Origin of the sequence: Pseudoduganella sp., assembly GCF_041914865.1 — a bacterium.
Classification (GTDB): Bacteria; Pseudomonadota; Gammaproteobacteria; order Burkholderiales; family Burkholderiaceae_D; genus Rugamonas.
In genome coordinates this window covers 34,163-47,317 of the sequence record NZ_JAYSCO010000009.1, presented here as the reverse complement: position 1 = coordinate 47,317, position 13,155 = coordinate 34,163, and the positions used below count along the sequence as shown (strand labels likewise).

15 protein-coding genes are annotated in these 13,155 nt (G+C 65.4%); 7 read left to right on the top strand and 8 right to left on the bottom strand.

All coding sequences use genetic code 11. From position 1 onward, the window contains the following. Window positions 1-69: 69 nt before the first annotated feature. From ACE3TQ_RS06520 to ACE3TQ_RS06505, 4 genes are read right to left on the bottom strand one after another with little or no spacing between them, the layout of a single operon-like run. Entirely contained in the window at window positions 70-510 is a 441-nt protein-coding gene (locus ACE3TQ_RS06520; protein WP_374581182.1) for a hypothetical protein, read from the bottom strand. Then, window positions 510-767, bottom strand: coding sequence for a hypothetical protein (locus ACE3TQ_RS06515; protein WP_374581181.1), 258 nt, complete (start codon window positions 765-767; stop codon window positions 510-512). The genes ACE3TQ_RS06520 and ACE3TQ_RS06515 overlap by 1 nt, the downstream gene beginning before the upstream one ends. Window positions 768-771: 4 nt before the next feature. Then, window positions 772-1,074, bottom strand: coding sequence for an ArsR/SmtB family transcription factor (locus ACE3TQ_RS06510; protein WP_374581180.1), 303 nt, complete (start codon window positions 1,072-1,074; stop codon window positions 772-774). Between the two features lie 5 nt (window positions 1,075-1,079). Further along, a complete protein-coding gene (locus ACE3TQ_RS06505; protein WP_374581179.1) occupies window positions 1,080-1,349 on the bottom strand; it encodes a hypothetical protein in 270 nt (89 codons plus the stop codon). Between the two features lie 118 nt (window positions 1,350-1,467). On the opposite strand from ACE3TQ_RS06505, the gene ACE3TQ_RS06500 reads away from it, so the two are divergent. The 3 genes from ACE3TQ_RS06500 (at window position 1,468) to pth (ending at window position 2,752) form a co-directional block, all read left to right on the top strand. Next, window positions 1,468-1,773 (top strand): DUF1272 domain-containing protein, encoded by a 306-nt coding sequence (locus ACE3TQ_RS06500; protein ID WP_374581178.1) that lies wholly within the window; start codon window positions 1,468-1,470, stop codon window positions 1,771-1,773. 139 nt (window positions 1,774-1,912) lie between these two features. After that, window positions 1,913-2,122, top strand: coding sequence for a hypothetical protein (locus tag ACE3TQ_RS06495; RefSeq protein ID WP_374581176.1), 210 nt, complete (start codon window positions 1,913-1,915; stop codon window positions 2,120-2,122). A 45-nt stretch (window positions 2,123-2,167) separates the two neighbouring features. Then, complete coding sequence (gene pth / locus ACE3TQ_RS06490; protein ID WP_374581175.1) at window positions 2,168-2,752, top strand: aminoacyl-tRNA hydrolase; 585 nt, start codon at window positions 2,168-2,170, stop codon at window positions 2,750-2,752. On the opposite strand, the gene ACE3TQ_RS06485 is transcribed toward pth, so the two are convergent. The 3 genes from ACE3TQ_RS06485 to ACE3TQ_RS06475 all read right to left on the bottom strand — a co-directional run bounded on the left by ACE3TQ_RS06485 (window position 2,749) and on the right by ACE3TQ_RS06475 (window position 8,073). After that, window positions 2,749-4,131: a DUF3999 family protein gene (locus ACE3TQ_RS06485; protein ID WP_374581174.1), complete on the bottom strand. Its 1,383-nt coding sequence runs from the start codon at window positions 4,129-4,131 to the stop codon at window positions 2,749-2,751. The genes pth and ACE3TQ_RS06485 overlap by 4 nt on opposite strands. Continuing rightward, on the bottom strand, window positions 4,128-7,421 hold the full coding sequence (locus tag ACE3TQ_RS06480; protein ID WP_374581173.1) for a DUF2339 domain-containing protein: 3,294 nt from the start codon (window positions 7,419-7,421) through the stop codon (window positions 4,128-4,130). The genes ACE3TQ_RS06485 and ACE3TQ_RS06480 overlap by 4 nt, the downstream gene beginning before the upstream one ends. A gap of 112 nt (window positions 7,422-7,533) precedes the next feature. Continuing rightward, the gene (locus ACE3TQ_RS06475; RefSeq protein ID WP_374581172.1) at window positions 7,534-8,073 is read right to left on the bottom strand and encodes a DinB family protein; all 540 of its coding nucleotides are present in this window, start codon (window positions 8,071-8,073) and stop codon (window positions 7,534-7,536) included. A 70-nt stretch (window positions 8,074-8,143) separates the two neighbouring features. Here ACE3TQ_RS06475 and ychF point away from each other — a divergent pair, with 70 nt between their 5' ends. From ychF to ACE3TQ_RS06460, 3 genes are all read left to right on the top strand, one after another. Continuing rightward, complete coding sequence (ychF, locus tag ACE3TQ_RS06470; RefSeq protein ID WP_374581171.1) at window positions 8,144-9,235, top strand: redox-regulated ATPase YchF; 1,092 nt, start codon at window positions 8,144-8,146, stop codon at window positions 9,233-9,235. A 178-nt stretch (window positions 9,236-9,413) separates the two neighbouring features. Beyond that, window positions 9,414-10,067, top strand: coding sequence for a VPLPA-CTERM sorting domain-containing protein (locus tag ACE3TQ_RS06465; protein ID WP_374581170.1), 654 nt, complete (start codon window positions 9,414-9,416; stop codon window positions 10,065-10,067). A 436-nt stretch (window positions 10,068-10,503) separates the two neighbouring features. Next, window positions 10,504-11,082, top strand: coding sequence for a PEP-CTERM sorting domain-containing protein (locus ACE3TQ_RS06460; RefSeq protein WP_374581169.1), 579 nt, complete (start codon window positions 10,504-10,506; stop codon window positions 11,080-11,082). Between the two features lie 18 nt (window positions 11,083-11,100). Here the strand turns inward: ACE3TQ_RS06460 and ACE3TQ_RS06455 are convergent, their stop codons facing one another. Beyond that, window positions 11,101-11,589, bottom strand: coding sequence for a nuclear transport factor 2 family protein (locus tag ACE3TQ_RS06455; RefSeq protein ID WP_374581168.1), 489 nt, complete (start codon window positions 11,587-11,589; stop codon window positions 11,101-11,103). Window positions 11,590-11,666: 77 nt separating this feature from the next. Between ACE3TQ_RS06455 and ACE3TQ_RS06450 the strand changes: the two genes are divergently transcribed. Continuing rightward, window positions 11,667-13,097, top strand: a complete 1,431-nt coding sequence (locus tag ACE3TQ_RS06450) for an NYN domain-containing protein (RefSeq protein ID WP_374581167.1) — start codon at window positions 11,667-11,669, stop codon at window positions 13,095-13,097. Window positions 13,098-13,155 lie beyond the last annotated feature (58 nt).

Here is a 13,155-nt window from a genome sequence, read left to right as displayed (position 1 = left end):
TCAAAGGATAGCGCTAGCTGTCCGAATGTCAGACTTGACCCCGAATTGTGACCCCGAATTGTGAGCGCCTCAGGCTGGCTGCGCCTTCTTCGGCCAGGTGAAGTAGGCTTTGGCGATGTGGCCCCACGGTACGGCCACGATCGCGAGCACGACCCAGAGGAAGGCGTAAGTGGTGCCTTCGGCCGGCGAGCCGGCCAGGGTGCCGTTGCTCCACAGCGGGTAGGCGACGATCGCCAGCCACAGGACTTTGTAGAACACTTCCAGCAGCAGGATCGGCAGCATCTTCACCGGGCGCAGGATGCCGAGCCCGGCCAGCGTGGCGAAGGCGGTCCACACCGTCCATGCCACGGCTTCATCCGGCGCCCACGGGCCTTGGTGGGTCAGGATCTCGTTCCACGTGCTGTGGCCGAGGACGAAGAACATCAGGCTATAAAGCAGGCGCAGCAGGTAGATGTTGATGCGGCGGACATCTTCGTGCCGGGCGTCGCGTTGCCACAGGTGCGCCATCATCAGCCCACCTCTTTCAGCATGGTTTCCACCGAGGCCAGGCGGCCTTTCATGTCGGCCAGCGTGGCTTGCATGGCGGCCATGGCAGCGGCGTTGTCGGCGAGGGCGGCGGCGGACTTGCTGGCCAGTTCGCGGTAGGCTTCGGCGCTGGCGGCTTCGGCGCGGGCCTTGTGGGCGTTGGACCAGTACTTCATGCCGAAGATGACCAGCAATGTGGCCAGCGGCAGGCCCAGGGTCAGCAGGTAGATGTGCTCGGACATACGTTTATTCCTTTTCCAGTTTGATGTGTTGGGCGGCCTCTACAATCGCCGCCGGGTCGAGTTGCAGGCGGAAGTCCGCCACTTCGAAGTAGTTGAGCGCCTTGCCGTCGCTGGAGAGTTCGTGCTGGCTGGTCACAAGACCAGCTGCCTCCAGCTTGGCAAGGTGCAGGTGCAGCAGGGGACGGCTGATGCCGACGTCGCGCGCCAACTGGCTGACGTAGTTGCGGCCGTCCACTTTCAGCGCGGCGATGATGCGCAGGCGGTGCGGGTTGGCAAGTGCTTCCAGCACGGGCAGCAGGTTTTGCATCAGGCTCACTTGAGCAGCTGGCGGCAGCTGGCGCCGACCGATTCCGTCGCCATCGCGCCCTTGTCGCCGCGCGCCGCCTGCATGCATTGGGCGAAGGCTTCTTCTTTGGTCTTGGGCCGTTCGCACTGTTCCAGCAACTGCGCGTTCTGCGCCAGCAGGGCTTTGTTCTGCTGGATGAGCTGGTCGATGCGCTCTTTGTCCGTCAGGGCGCCGTCGCTGGCGAGGGCTGGGGCGGTGAAGCTGGCTGCAAGCAGCAGGGTGGCGAGGTATTTCATGCTACGTCCTTTCTGATTTAAGTTGAAGACACGTGTAATAAATATCTTACATGTGAAAGCCTACGTCAAGAAAAATATTCGGATAGCATTAAATTTTTTGCAAAACTGGGGAAATACCATGCTGGAACTGCGTCCAAGCTGTGAAAATTGCAACAAAGACTTGCCGCCGGCGTCGCTCGAGGCGCGCATCTGCACCTACGAATGTACTTTCTGCGCCGATTGCGTCGGCCTGCTGGCCAATACCTGCCCGAATTGCGGCGGTGGTTTCGTGCCGCGCCCGGTGCGTCCTGCGCGTAACTGGAAAGGCGACAACTACCTGGGCGCCCATCCGGCCGGCACGGTGGTCAAGTACCGGCCGGTGGACATGGCGGCGCATGCCCGGCTGCTGGCGGCGCAAGACGGGTTGCCGCCGCACTTGCGCTGACAGCGCGCTGGCTATTCAGTTCCGCAGTTTGTTGTGCGCGTGCTCAAGGGGCTTCGGGTGGGAATGGCAAACAATGGTGGTCTGCACAGTGATGGAGGCTGCCGCATAGCGCGACTCAACCACCACCCAGTTCGCCCGCATGCGCCAATATGTTGACGATGGCTTTGCGAAACTGCGCCTCGAAATGCAGTTGTACACGCGCGATGAGATCGTGAAGGCGATCGCGTCGCTGCAGGCGCAGATCGATGCCTTGCGCAATCATGTCGACCGCATCAGCCGTTGGGGATTCGGCATGATGGCGGCCATCCTGATCGGCGAGATTGCTTTGCTGGCCCGCGGGCTGATGTGAGGGCGAGGGTATAATCTGCGGTTTTGCACTCGCAACCGCAAGACCATGCCCATCCGCCTGATCGTCGGCCTCGGCAACCCCGGCCCCGACTACGAACAAACCCGCCACAACGCCGGCTTCTGGCTGGTGGATAACCTCGCGAACTCGCTGCCGAACGCGCGCCTGCAGCGCGAGTCGGGTTTCAATGCCATGGTGGCGAAGACCATCATCGGCGGCAACCAGCTCTGGCTACTCGAGCCGCAAACGTATATGAACCGTTCCGGCCAGTCGGTCGGTGCGATTGCGCGCTTCTACAAGATCAACCCGGATGAAATCCTGGTGGTGCACGATGAACTGGACCTGCCGCCCGGTGCGGCCAAGCTGAAAAAGGGCGGCTCCTCCGGCGGCCATAACGGCTTGAAGGACATCAGCTCCGCCCTCGGCACGCAGGACTACTGGCGCCTGCGCATCGGCATCGGCCACCCGCGCACCCTGAACCTGAACCAGCCGGTGGCCGACTTCGTGCTGCACCGTCCGCGCCGCGAGGAGCAGCTGCTGATCGACGAGGCGATCGAGAAGTCCCTGCGCATCATCCCGACCGCCGTCGCCGGCGACTTCACCAAGGCGACGATGGAACTGCACACGCCTTAAGTGCCGGGCGCCTGCCGCAGCAGGCGCCACACCATCCCCGCTACCGCTGCCACACCGAGCAGCAGCACGCCCCATAGCAACAGCAGGCGCGATTGCGCGGCGCTGCTGTCGGCGCTCGCCTGTTTGGCGGCTGCTGCCAGCGCTTCGACCTGGGCGCGCGGTGCACCGGCCACCGCGCGTTCCACTTCGCGCAGCTCGGCCGGCGTAAATCCTGGCGCCACTTCGCTGATGGCGCGTGCGGCAGGGAGCGCCTTGTCGCGCCCGACGGCCAGCGTGTAAGGTGGCGTGCCACCTGCCACAAACACCAGCGTGGCGGGCTGCCAGCTGATGCGCAGCGCGGGCTGGATCGCGGGCGGCTGCTGGAAGCGCAGCACCAGGCGCTCGCCCAGCCAGTCCGGCACGGCGATGTCGCCCGAGACGCGCGGCTTGCCGTTCTGCTCCAGGCGGAAGAAGGTGGTGCTGACGGCTGGCTCGAAGCGGTACTGGCCGCTGCGGCGTTGCTCGCGGTAGCTGCCCAGGGTGGCCGGCAGCACGGCATTGCCGCTGTCGATCTGCAGCCCGGCGCGGGCGGCCGGAACGCCGGCCGGCTTGAGGTATTGCAGGTCGCGTGCGTCGCGTCCGGCCTGGGCCGGCAGCAGCAGCGTTTCGGTCGGCGCCGGCGCCAGCGCGCGTACCGGCGCTTGGGCGCTGATGGCGGCGAACTGCAACGGTTCGCCGTTGCGCCAGCTCAGGCGCGCGTAGCGCATGGCGCGCGCGGCGAACTCCAGCTTGTCGTTTGCCAGCGTTTCTTCGCTGGCGTTGGAGAGCCAGCTCAGCTCCGCAACAGCCACGGTCTCCCAGTGTTTCAAGTCGTCGCTGGCTTCCAGCAGGACCTGGCCGCTGTAACTGCTGCGCCCTGCGGGCAGGGTGAAATGCAGGGCGTCCACCTGTGGCGCTTCGGCCACGCCTTCCTGGCGCAAGTCCAGTACCAGTGCGGCCAGCCGTTGCTGGCCGCGGTCGCTGGCTGCGCCTTGCGCGGCTGGCAGGCGCACCGAAAGCACACGGCCGTCGGTAGCGGTGCTGACTTCCAGTCCCGCCAGTGGGGCGTCGGCGCGCTCCGCCATCAGTGGGAATACCCGTAGCGGCAGGGCGCGGTGGGCGGTGCTGGCGGTGCTTTCGGGCTGGCGCAGCGCGAACGGCTGCGGCACGCCGTTGGCGTCGAATACGCGGATATCGTGCAGCGCCGGCGAGCGCGCATTGAGGTAGGCGCCGCGCGGCAACTGCAGCTGCAGCACGCTGGCTTTGCCGCTGACTGTCAGCGGCAAGACGTGCGAGTAATCGTGCGGCGTGTCGCTTGGCGCGGCGCCAGCCAGCGCGGCGGCGAAAAGCAGGGCGTTCATGCGGCCTCCTGGCGGCTGGCGCTGTCGCGCGCGGTGGGGTACGGGGCCAGGTAGCCGATGCCGACCATCAGCGCGCCCACGCCGAGGAAGGAGACGATGCGTTCCACGCCGCCCACGTTCGACAGGTCGACCAGGAACAGCTTGGCCACCACCACGCCCAGCAGCACGGCGCCGGCGATCCACAGCTTGCGTTCGGCCTTGCGCGCGGCGTAGCGCATCAGCAGCAGGGCGGTCACGCTCCACACCAGCGACAGCATGGCCTGCACGAACTGCGAGGCGAACATGGCGTCGAAGTGGTAGGGCACGTCGAGGTAGTGCGAGACGGTGCGCAGCAGGGCCAGGTTGAACCAGGCGTAGGCGGCCAGCGCGCCGATGCCCAGCAGCTGCTGGCGGTAAGGCGCCAGCTTGTCCTGGCGCATGCGGTAGCCGGCCACGCACAGCAGCAGGGCGAAGATGCTGGTCAGGTCGAGCGGGTTGGCCAGCGGCACGTAGGGCAGCGGCGCCATGGCACCGTCCTGCGACAGGTTCCATACGGCCACCAGCAGCAGCGACCAGGCGCAGCCCAGCGGCAGCAGGATGTCGCGGTACCAGCCGGCGACCGGGGCCACCGGCCAGCCGTTGGCGCGCACGCGGCGCATGACCCACGCCAGGCCGCCCATCATCAGCCAGGCCGGCAGGAAGTTGGCCCAGGCCGGATCGGCGCCGCTGCCTTCCAGTGCGCGCGCGATCCACCAGGCGCCGACCGGCCAGATCATCAGCCACGGCCCGGTGCTGCGCACGGTGTGCAGCAGTACCAGTACCGGTTCGCGCAGCGCCATGCTGCGCATCAGCCATTCGGACACCAGCCACAGCGCGCCGAACGCGACCCAGTGCTCGCCAGCCGGCATGCGGGCTTCGGCGTACAGGGCGCCCAGCATGCCGAGCGTGGCCAGGCCGAACAGCAGCCAGGCCGGCAGTGCGGCGGCGCGCAGCGCGGGCCAGGCCAGGCGCCGCGACAGGTGCATGAACAGCGGCGTGGTGGCGGCTACCAGCAGGGCGTAGGCGCTGGCGCGCAGCGGGCTGAATCGGTTGAAGTCGCCGGCGGTGGCGATCTCGTAGTGCGCCAGCAGCCAGTTTGCCAGGGTGGGGGCGACCACCAGCAGCCACCACATGCCGGCATAACCCAGCACGGCGTGCGGCAGCATGGCAGGGGCCTGGCTGCCGTGGCGCTGCAGGGCCCAGGCGCTGAACATGGCGCCCGCCAGCAGCATCACGCTGCCCAGGAATGGTGTGGCGAACAGGTCGGGCGAGACCGGCGCCACGTTCCAGTTCAGGGCCAGCAGCAGCGCCAGCACCAGCCCTGCCAGCAGTTGCGCGGCCAGGGCCAGGCCGCGCGCCATCGGCCAGTCCAGGCGGCGCGCGATCAGGGCCATGACGAGCGCCACGCCGAGCGCGCTGGCGGCCAGCAGGTTGGCCTGCAGGCTGCCGCTGGTGCGCAGCACGATTTCAGTCCATGCGCCGCCCATCAGCCAGATGGCGGCGCCGGCCAGGAACAGGGCGCCCAGCAGGTGCAGGCGGCGCAAGCCTTCTTCGCCGGCATGGCTGCGGAAGCGCATTGCCATCAGGCAGGCGCTGACGGCCAGCAGCAGGAAGCCGAGCCACAGGTTGGAGTCGAGCGCGGCCTGCTCGGACAGGCCGAACATGGAGCCGATGAAGCTGAGCCAGGCGCCCAGCTGCACCAGCAGGCCGAAGGCCCAGGCCAGCGGCTGGCGCTGGCGCAGCCCGATCCAGACGATGCCGGCGCCTTCCAGCGCCCAGGCGGCGGAAGTCCAGCGGCCGTCCAGCGCCATCGGGATGGCAATGGTGCCGAACACCACGGCCAGTGCGGTAAACACTTCCACCAGCATGGCATAGCTGGCGCGGCGGCGCGCCAGCACGGTGGCCAGCACGCCGTAGAACAGGCCGAGCACGAGGGCGGAGTAGGCCATGCCGAACTCGAAGCCTTTCACCAGCCCGAACTGCAGGCTGGCGGCCAGCATCGGGGTACCGAACACCAGGGTGCCGTCGACATAGCTTTTCAGCTTGGGCGCTTCCTGGCGCGCGTAGGCGATGGCGATGCCCACGTAGTACAGGAAGAACAGGACGAGGAAGGCTTGCGCCGACAGGTAGTCTTGCGGTTCGTAGCGCAGCACGCCCCAGGCCGTGCCGATGGTGAAGGTGAAGGCGAAGCCGAGCAGGTTGAGCGCGCGCCACGAGCGCTTCAGCGCAATGGCCAGGATGCCGGCATTGAGCAGGGCGTAGTAGCTGAACAGGGCGATATGGCTGCCCTGGCCGGTGGAGGTCAGGATCGGCGCGGCAAAGCCGCCGGTGATGCCGAAGATGGCCAGCCACTGGGCGTTCTGCAGCACGGCCAGCAGGCAGGTGCCGATGGTCAGCAGGAACAGCAGGCCGAACGCCATGCCGCTCGGGATCAGCTGGTACATGCGGAAAGCGCCGAACACCACCAGCATCAGCACGGCCATGCAGGTGCCCTGCAGCGGCAGGCTGACGCCACGGTTGCTGTTGCGGATGCGCCAGGCCCAGGCCAGCGCGCCAAGGTCGGCCAGCACGATGCCGGCCAGGCGCAGTTCGATTGGAACGGTGACGCGGGCGGCGGCGTACTTGAGCAGGAAGCTGACGCCGATGAACAGGATCAGCAGGCCGATCTTGGCCACCAGGTTGCCTTCAAACAGCCAGTTGCGGGCGGCGGTGAACCAGGCCGGTGGTTCGCGCGGTGGCAGCTGCGGTTGCGCGCGCGGCGCGGCTGGCGTGGGCGCTGCGGCGGCGGCTTCGTGCGGCCAGTCCGGGGCGCGCGGCGTCGCGCTGGCGCCCGGCGGCGTTTCCTCCATGGCGGCCGGTTGCGTGAGCGCTTCTGTTTCTTCCGGCGCGGCCGGCGCCGGCTCGGGCGTCGCAGCGCTGATCGCAGGCGCGGACGCTGCCGGCGCTGGGGAGGCGGTGCGGGCGATCAGCGGTTCACGCTCGGCGGCGCGGACCGGCTCGGGCGCTTCGGGAAGCGGCGCGTCGGGTAGTGGCGCGTCGGGCGGCGTCGCCGCTGCGGCGGCCAGTTGCGCGTCGCCGGCCGATTGCGCCTCGCTGGCGCGGGCCGGTGGTGGCGTCCCGGCAGCGGGCGACAGGTTGCGGAACTCTTCGCGCAGCGCGACCAGTTCGCTGTGCAGCTCGCGCGTGCGTTCGTTGGCGCGCCGCGCGTCGCTGCGCGCCGTCCAGGCCCAGCGCGCGATCACGCACAGTGCGATAAACCATAGCAAATCCATGATGCTCCCCATATTGTTTTAAAAGCATTATTTGCGGTCCGCCACAATAGCACAAGCATCGCCGATACTTGTATCGTCAAGCGTCCTCAGGGGTATCAGGAATTGATGCCGTTCAAACTTCGGCGTCGGGCACCAGCAGCAGCAAGTCGGTCGCCCCGACATCGACCCCGGCCTGCGACAGCAGGGTGGTGGCCTGGCCCCGATGGTGGGTCTGGTGGTTGAACACGTGCAGCAATAGCAGGCCAAGCTGGCGGTGGTTGGCTTCGCCGTTCAGGCGGCGATAGCTGATGACCGCGTCCAGGTCGGCCTCGGCCAGGCTGTCGACCCACTGCAGCAGCAACTGGTCGAGCCAGGCCCGGTGCGCGCGCAGGGCTGCAAACGAATCGCACAAGGGCTGGTCGAGCGCGGCCGGCACGGGCAGCGCGGCCAGCGGCGCCAGCACGGCGGCGAACTGCGGGTGGGCGGCAATGCGTTTCAGCCAGATGGTGTCGCCCACGGCGATATGGTTCAGCGTCGCCTGCAGGGAGCCGAAGAAGGCGCCGCGCGGCGCCGCCAGTTCAGCGGGCGGCAGCGCCGCCGCTGCCGCGTACAGCTTGTTGTTCATCCATTCGTTGTAGCGGGCCAGCAGGGTGAAATGGGCGGTTCTGGACATGTTCTGGGGTACAATCTCGGTCTATTTGCGGCAAATGCCGTAGCAGAACAATATCATTTAAAGGTTTTCCATGAGTCTGAAATGCGGCATCGTCGGCCTGCCTAACGTCGGCAAGTCCACCCTCTTCAATGCACTGACCAAGGCTGGCATCGCCGCCGAGAACTACCCGTTCTGCACCATCGAGCCAAACGTGGGTGTGGTGGAAGTGCCTGATCCGCGCCTGAAGCAGCTGTCCGAAATCGTCAAGCCGGAGCGTATCGTCCCGGCCATCGTGGAATTCGTCGACATCGCCGGCCTGGTGGCGGGTGCCTCCAAGGGCGAAGGCCTGGGCAACCAGTTCCTGTCGCACATCCGCGAAACCGACGCCATCGTCAACGTGGTGCGCTGCTTCGAAGACGAAAACGTGGTGCACGTGGCCGGCCGCGTCTCGCCGCTGGACGACATCGAAGTGATCCAGACCGAGCTGGCGCTGGCCGACCTGTCGACCGTGGAAAAAACCATCGCCCGCGAGCAGAAGAAAGCCCGCTCCGGCGACAAGGATTCCGCCAAGCTGGTGGCCCTGCTGGAAACCCTGGTGCCGCACCTGAACGAAGCCAAGCCCGTGCGCGCCATGGGCCTGGGTGCCGAAGACATGGCCCTGATCAAGCCGCTGTGCCTGATCACCGCCAAGCCAGCCATGTACGTGGCCAACGTATCCGACAGTGGCTTCACCAACAACCCGCTGCTGGACCAGCTGACCAAGTACGCCGAAGCGCAGAACGCGCCGATCGTGGCCATCTGCGCCGCCATCGAATCGGAAATCGCGGAGCTGGACGACGCCGACAAGGCGGCCTTCCTGGCGGACATGGGCATGGAAGAGCCAGGCCTGGACCGCCTGATCCGCGCCGGCTTCAAGCTGCTGGGCCTGCAAACCTACTTCACCGCCGGCGTGAAGGAAGTGCGCGCCTGGACCATCCACATCGGCGACACCGCACCGCAGGCGGCAGGTGTGATCCACACCGACTTCGAACGCGGCTTCATCCGCGCCCAGACCATCTCCTTCGACGACTACATCGCCTACAAGGGCGAGACCGGCGCCAAGGAAGCGGGCAAGATGCGCGCCGAGGGCAAGGAATACGTGGTCAAGGATGGCGACGTGCTGAACTTCCTGTTCAACGTCTGACCCGGACGCGACGCAGATGCCCGGCTGCCGGAAGGCTGCCGGGCATTTTCTTTTCCTGGGCTGTCGGCAAACTTTACATTTGCAAACTTTTCAGGATGCGCATGTTAATAAAATCAGTAACTTATCAGATTGGCATGGTATTTGCTACCTACAGGAAATTTACGTTTCCGGAGATACTATGCAATTCAAGAAGTTGGCCGCCGCCGCCCTGTTCAGCCTGGCCGCGAGCGCGCATGCTGGCCTGATCGATACCACCACGTCCTACGTCGGCACGGTGGGCTTCTTCGGCGAACCGAATACGGCAACCTATGGCCAGACCTTCTCGCTGGCCGGCAAGCAGACGCTGAACTCCTTCTCCATGTTCCTGACTGGCGAGGTGCCCGGCCCGGTGCATTTCAAGGCTTACCTGTATGAGTGGAGCGGCGACCGCGCCCAAGGCCCGGCCCTGTTCACCAGTGCTGCCCAATCCTTCACCGGCTCCGGCCCAGGCGCTTCGAAAGAGTTTGCCTTCAACACCGGTGGCGTCAACCTGAAAGACGGCAAGTCGTATGTGGCCTTCCTGAGCGCCTCCGGCCTGTTCGACGGTGTCGCGTCCAGCGCCAAGATGCCCTCCACCTATGCGTCGGTGCTGGACAGCGGCAACTTCGTCTACATCAACAATGGCAACAACACTGGCGCGTGGACCAACTCGCAATGGATTCCGATGGCGAACCGCGACCTGTGGTTCAAGGCTTCCTACGAAAGCACAGCAGCGGTACCGCTGCCGGCCAGCCTGCCGCTGCTGGGCATGGGCCTGCTGGCGCTGGGCTTTGCACGCCGCCGCAAAGCCTGACCAGCCATTTGCAGTTCAGGGCATGCGGTCGCGATCGGCCAGCAAAGCCTGCATCACCGAAAAAGCCGCGCACGTCGCGGCTTTTTGACTTCTGGGATCCGCCCCATCCGGAGGACTCAACTGTCGAGAATTAAGCCTGAGCTGGGCAGGTGGCAGCAACAATGTGCTGTTCTCGCAAACCAAGTTCTTTGCCGCAGACTCGACCCTGGACTACATGTGCTCGGACCTGCTCTCATGCACCTTTGAGGCGAACGAGCGTTACGACATTGGCAGCTCGATTGAGCCTGCGGTCCGCGCACCTGAGGCGATAGCGAAAATTTGTCGGAAATACTTACAGTCCTGAAGGCGATCCTCGGCAAATCAAGAACTTAGTAAGTGGCATGCATATTGCTAGTTATTGCGTACCTAATAACGGGGATTGTCCTAAGGAGACTTTATGAAGCACGCTTTGCTCGCCGCTGCTTTTGCAGCCCTTGGCCTTGCCGGCCAAGCTAATGCCGGTGTCATCAACTTCGATAGCCAGGCCTTCGGCTCCACTGCGACTATCGGCACCTTTGATGCGCTGGGCGTCCGTTTCAACCAAAACCTGCACATTTCCAATGGCGGCTCGGGCGACTTGCCGCAGAGCGCGCCTAACGCGGCGATCAATGCGGATTCCTTTGGTGGCGACATTACCGGCTACTTCCTCGGCCCGGTTAGCAGCGTCAACTTCATTTCCGTCTTTGCCGGCGACCAGGGCGGCGATAGCGACACGGTCACGCTGCGTGGCTTCGATGCGCTGAACAACCTGGTCGCGTCGGCCTCCTTCACCGGACTGGTTGCCCAGACCCTGAGCATTTCCGGCGCCGGCATGACGCGCTTTGAAATCCTGCAGACGGGCCTGATCGGTATCGACGACTTCACCTTCACTGAGGAACGCGGACCTGCCGCAGCGGTGCCTGAACCTGGCTCGCTCGCCCTGCTGGGACTGGGGCTGGCCGGCGCGCTGGTGGCGCGCCGCCGCAAGCAGGCTTGATAGCCGGGCTGCCAGCCCTCAGGGCTTGGCAGTTGCCTCATGCTCCTTGATGGCTTTGGTGAAGCTGTCCATGAGCGGATTGGGCACCGCCAGCGACAGCTGGTAGTGCTCGATCTTGAAACCTTTGCCGGTGTTGACCAGCACCCCGCTGGCCTGGCAGGTGCCCATCTGGGTGTTCAGCTGTTCGTCGAACCAGACGTACTTCTTATCGGGCGAGAAGTAGACGTTGCGCTTTTGCGCCGTGAAACTCCAGGCTTTCTTGCGGTCCCAGAACCGCTTGGCCCAGGCCTTGAATTCCGTGTAGCTCCAGACTTCGCTCTTGTCGGTGCCGATGAAAACGGCGTTGGGGGTGAACTTGTCCCAGTAGTCGGGACGGGTGTGCGAGGCGTCGTCGTGCCATTGGTCGACGAAGGCGTTTACCTGCTGGCGGAACTCGGTGTCCGGGTCGGCGGCCACGGCGCTGTGCATCATCAGGGCGGTGGCGGCGGCGATCAGCAGGTGCTTCATTGGTGTCTCCTCGGTTATGTGTTGGCGAAATAGTATAATCGTCGGATTGTGCCCAGCTTCCCATCCTTATAAAAATTATGGCTTCACCTAACGAAAACGCCAGCATGGCCCTGTTCTGCGACTTTGAAAACGTCGCACTGGGCGTCCGCGACGCCAACTACGAGAAGTTCGATATCAAACCAGTGCTGGAGCGCCTGCTGCTGAAGGGCAGCATCGTGGTGAAGAAGGCATATTGCGACTGGGACCGCTACAAGGGCTTTAAAGCGCCGATGCATGAGGCCAATTTCGAGCTGATCGAAATCCCGCACGTGCGCCTGTCGGGCAAGAACTCGGCCGACATCCGCATGGTGGTGGACGCACTGGACCTGTGCTACACCAAGTCGCACGTCAACACCTTCGTCATCATCTCCGGCGATTCCGATTTTTCGCCGCTGGTATCCAAGCTGCGCGAGAACGCCAAGCGCGTGATCGGCGTGGGCGTGAAGGATTCTACTTCCGACCTGCTGGTGGCCAACTGCGATGAATTCATTTTCTACGACGACCTGGTGCGCGAATCGCGCCGCCAGCGCCAGGCCAGCCGCGACGCGCGCGAGCAGCAGCCGAAGCGTTCGCCGGAAGAGGAGAAGCGCCGCCGCGAAGAGATGGACAAGCGCCGCAACCAGTGCATCGATATCGCTTACACCACGTTCGACGCGCTGGCCGCGGAGCGTGGCGAGGGCAAGATCTGGGCTTCGGTGCTGAAGGAAGCGATCAAGCGCCGCAAGCCGGACTTCAGCGAGTCGTACTACGGTTTCCGTACCTTCGGCAACCTGCTGGAGGAAATGAAGGCGCGCGGCCTGCTGGAATTTGGCCGCGATGAAAAGTCGGGCGCGTATGTGTACCGCAGCAGCCAGCCGGTCGTGCTGCCGGTGGTTGAACAGGATGCAGCAGCGGCGGCAGCCGCCGTGGAAGGCGAGGGCCCCGAGGCTGTGGAAGCGGTGCAGGCGGAGGAAGCTGCGCCGGCTGAACGCGAAGGCCGCGAAGCGCGCGAAGCCCGTGAAGGACGCGATGGCCGCCGCAGCCGCGGCAACCGTGGCGGCCGTGGCCGGCGTGGTGAGTCGGCGCCTGTGGCGTCCGACGCTGCCGAGGCAGCCGAAGCCGTCGCCGTTGAAGTGCCTGCCGATGCGGAAGTCGCTGCCGTGGCGGTAGTGGAGGAAGCCGCGCCGGTGGTGGAGGCGCCGCTGGAGGCGCCAGCCGAAGCGCCGGCCAAGCGCACGCGCGCCGCTGCCAAGAAGCCGGCGGCCAAGAAGGCCGGTTCGCGCAGCAGCAAGGTAGCACAGGCGGCTGCCGATGCGGCGGAGGCGGTGCAGCAGGCGGAAGCCGTGCTGGCTGCGGCGGCGGAAGCGGCTGTCAGCGCCGAAGCCGCTGTGGTCGAAACGCAGGCGCCAAAGCGCGCCAAGAAGCCGGGCACGCACAAGCCGTCGGCACGCAGCAAGCTGCCGAAGAAGCCGAAGGCGGAGGCGGCTTAAGGTCAAACGGGAAACCAGGGTCCGGCCCCAGGACCAGACCCTGGATTTCTGGTTTTCC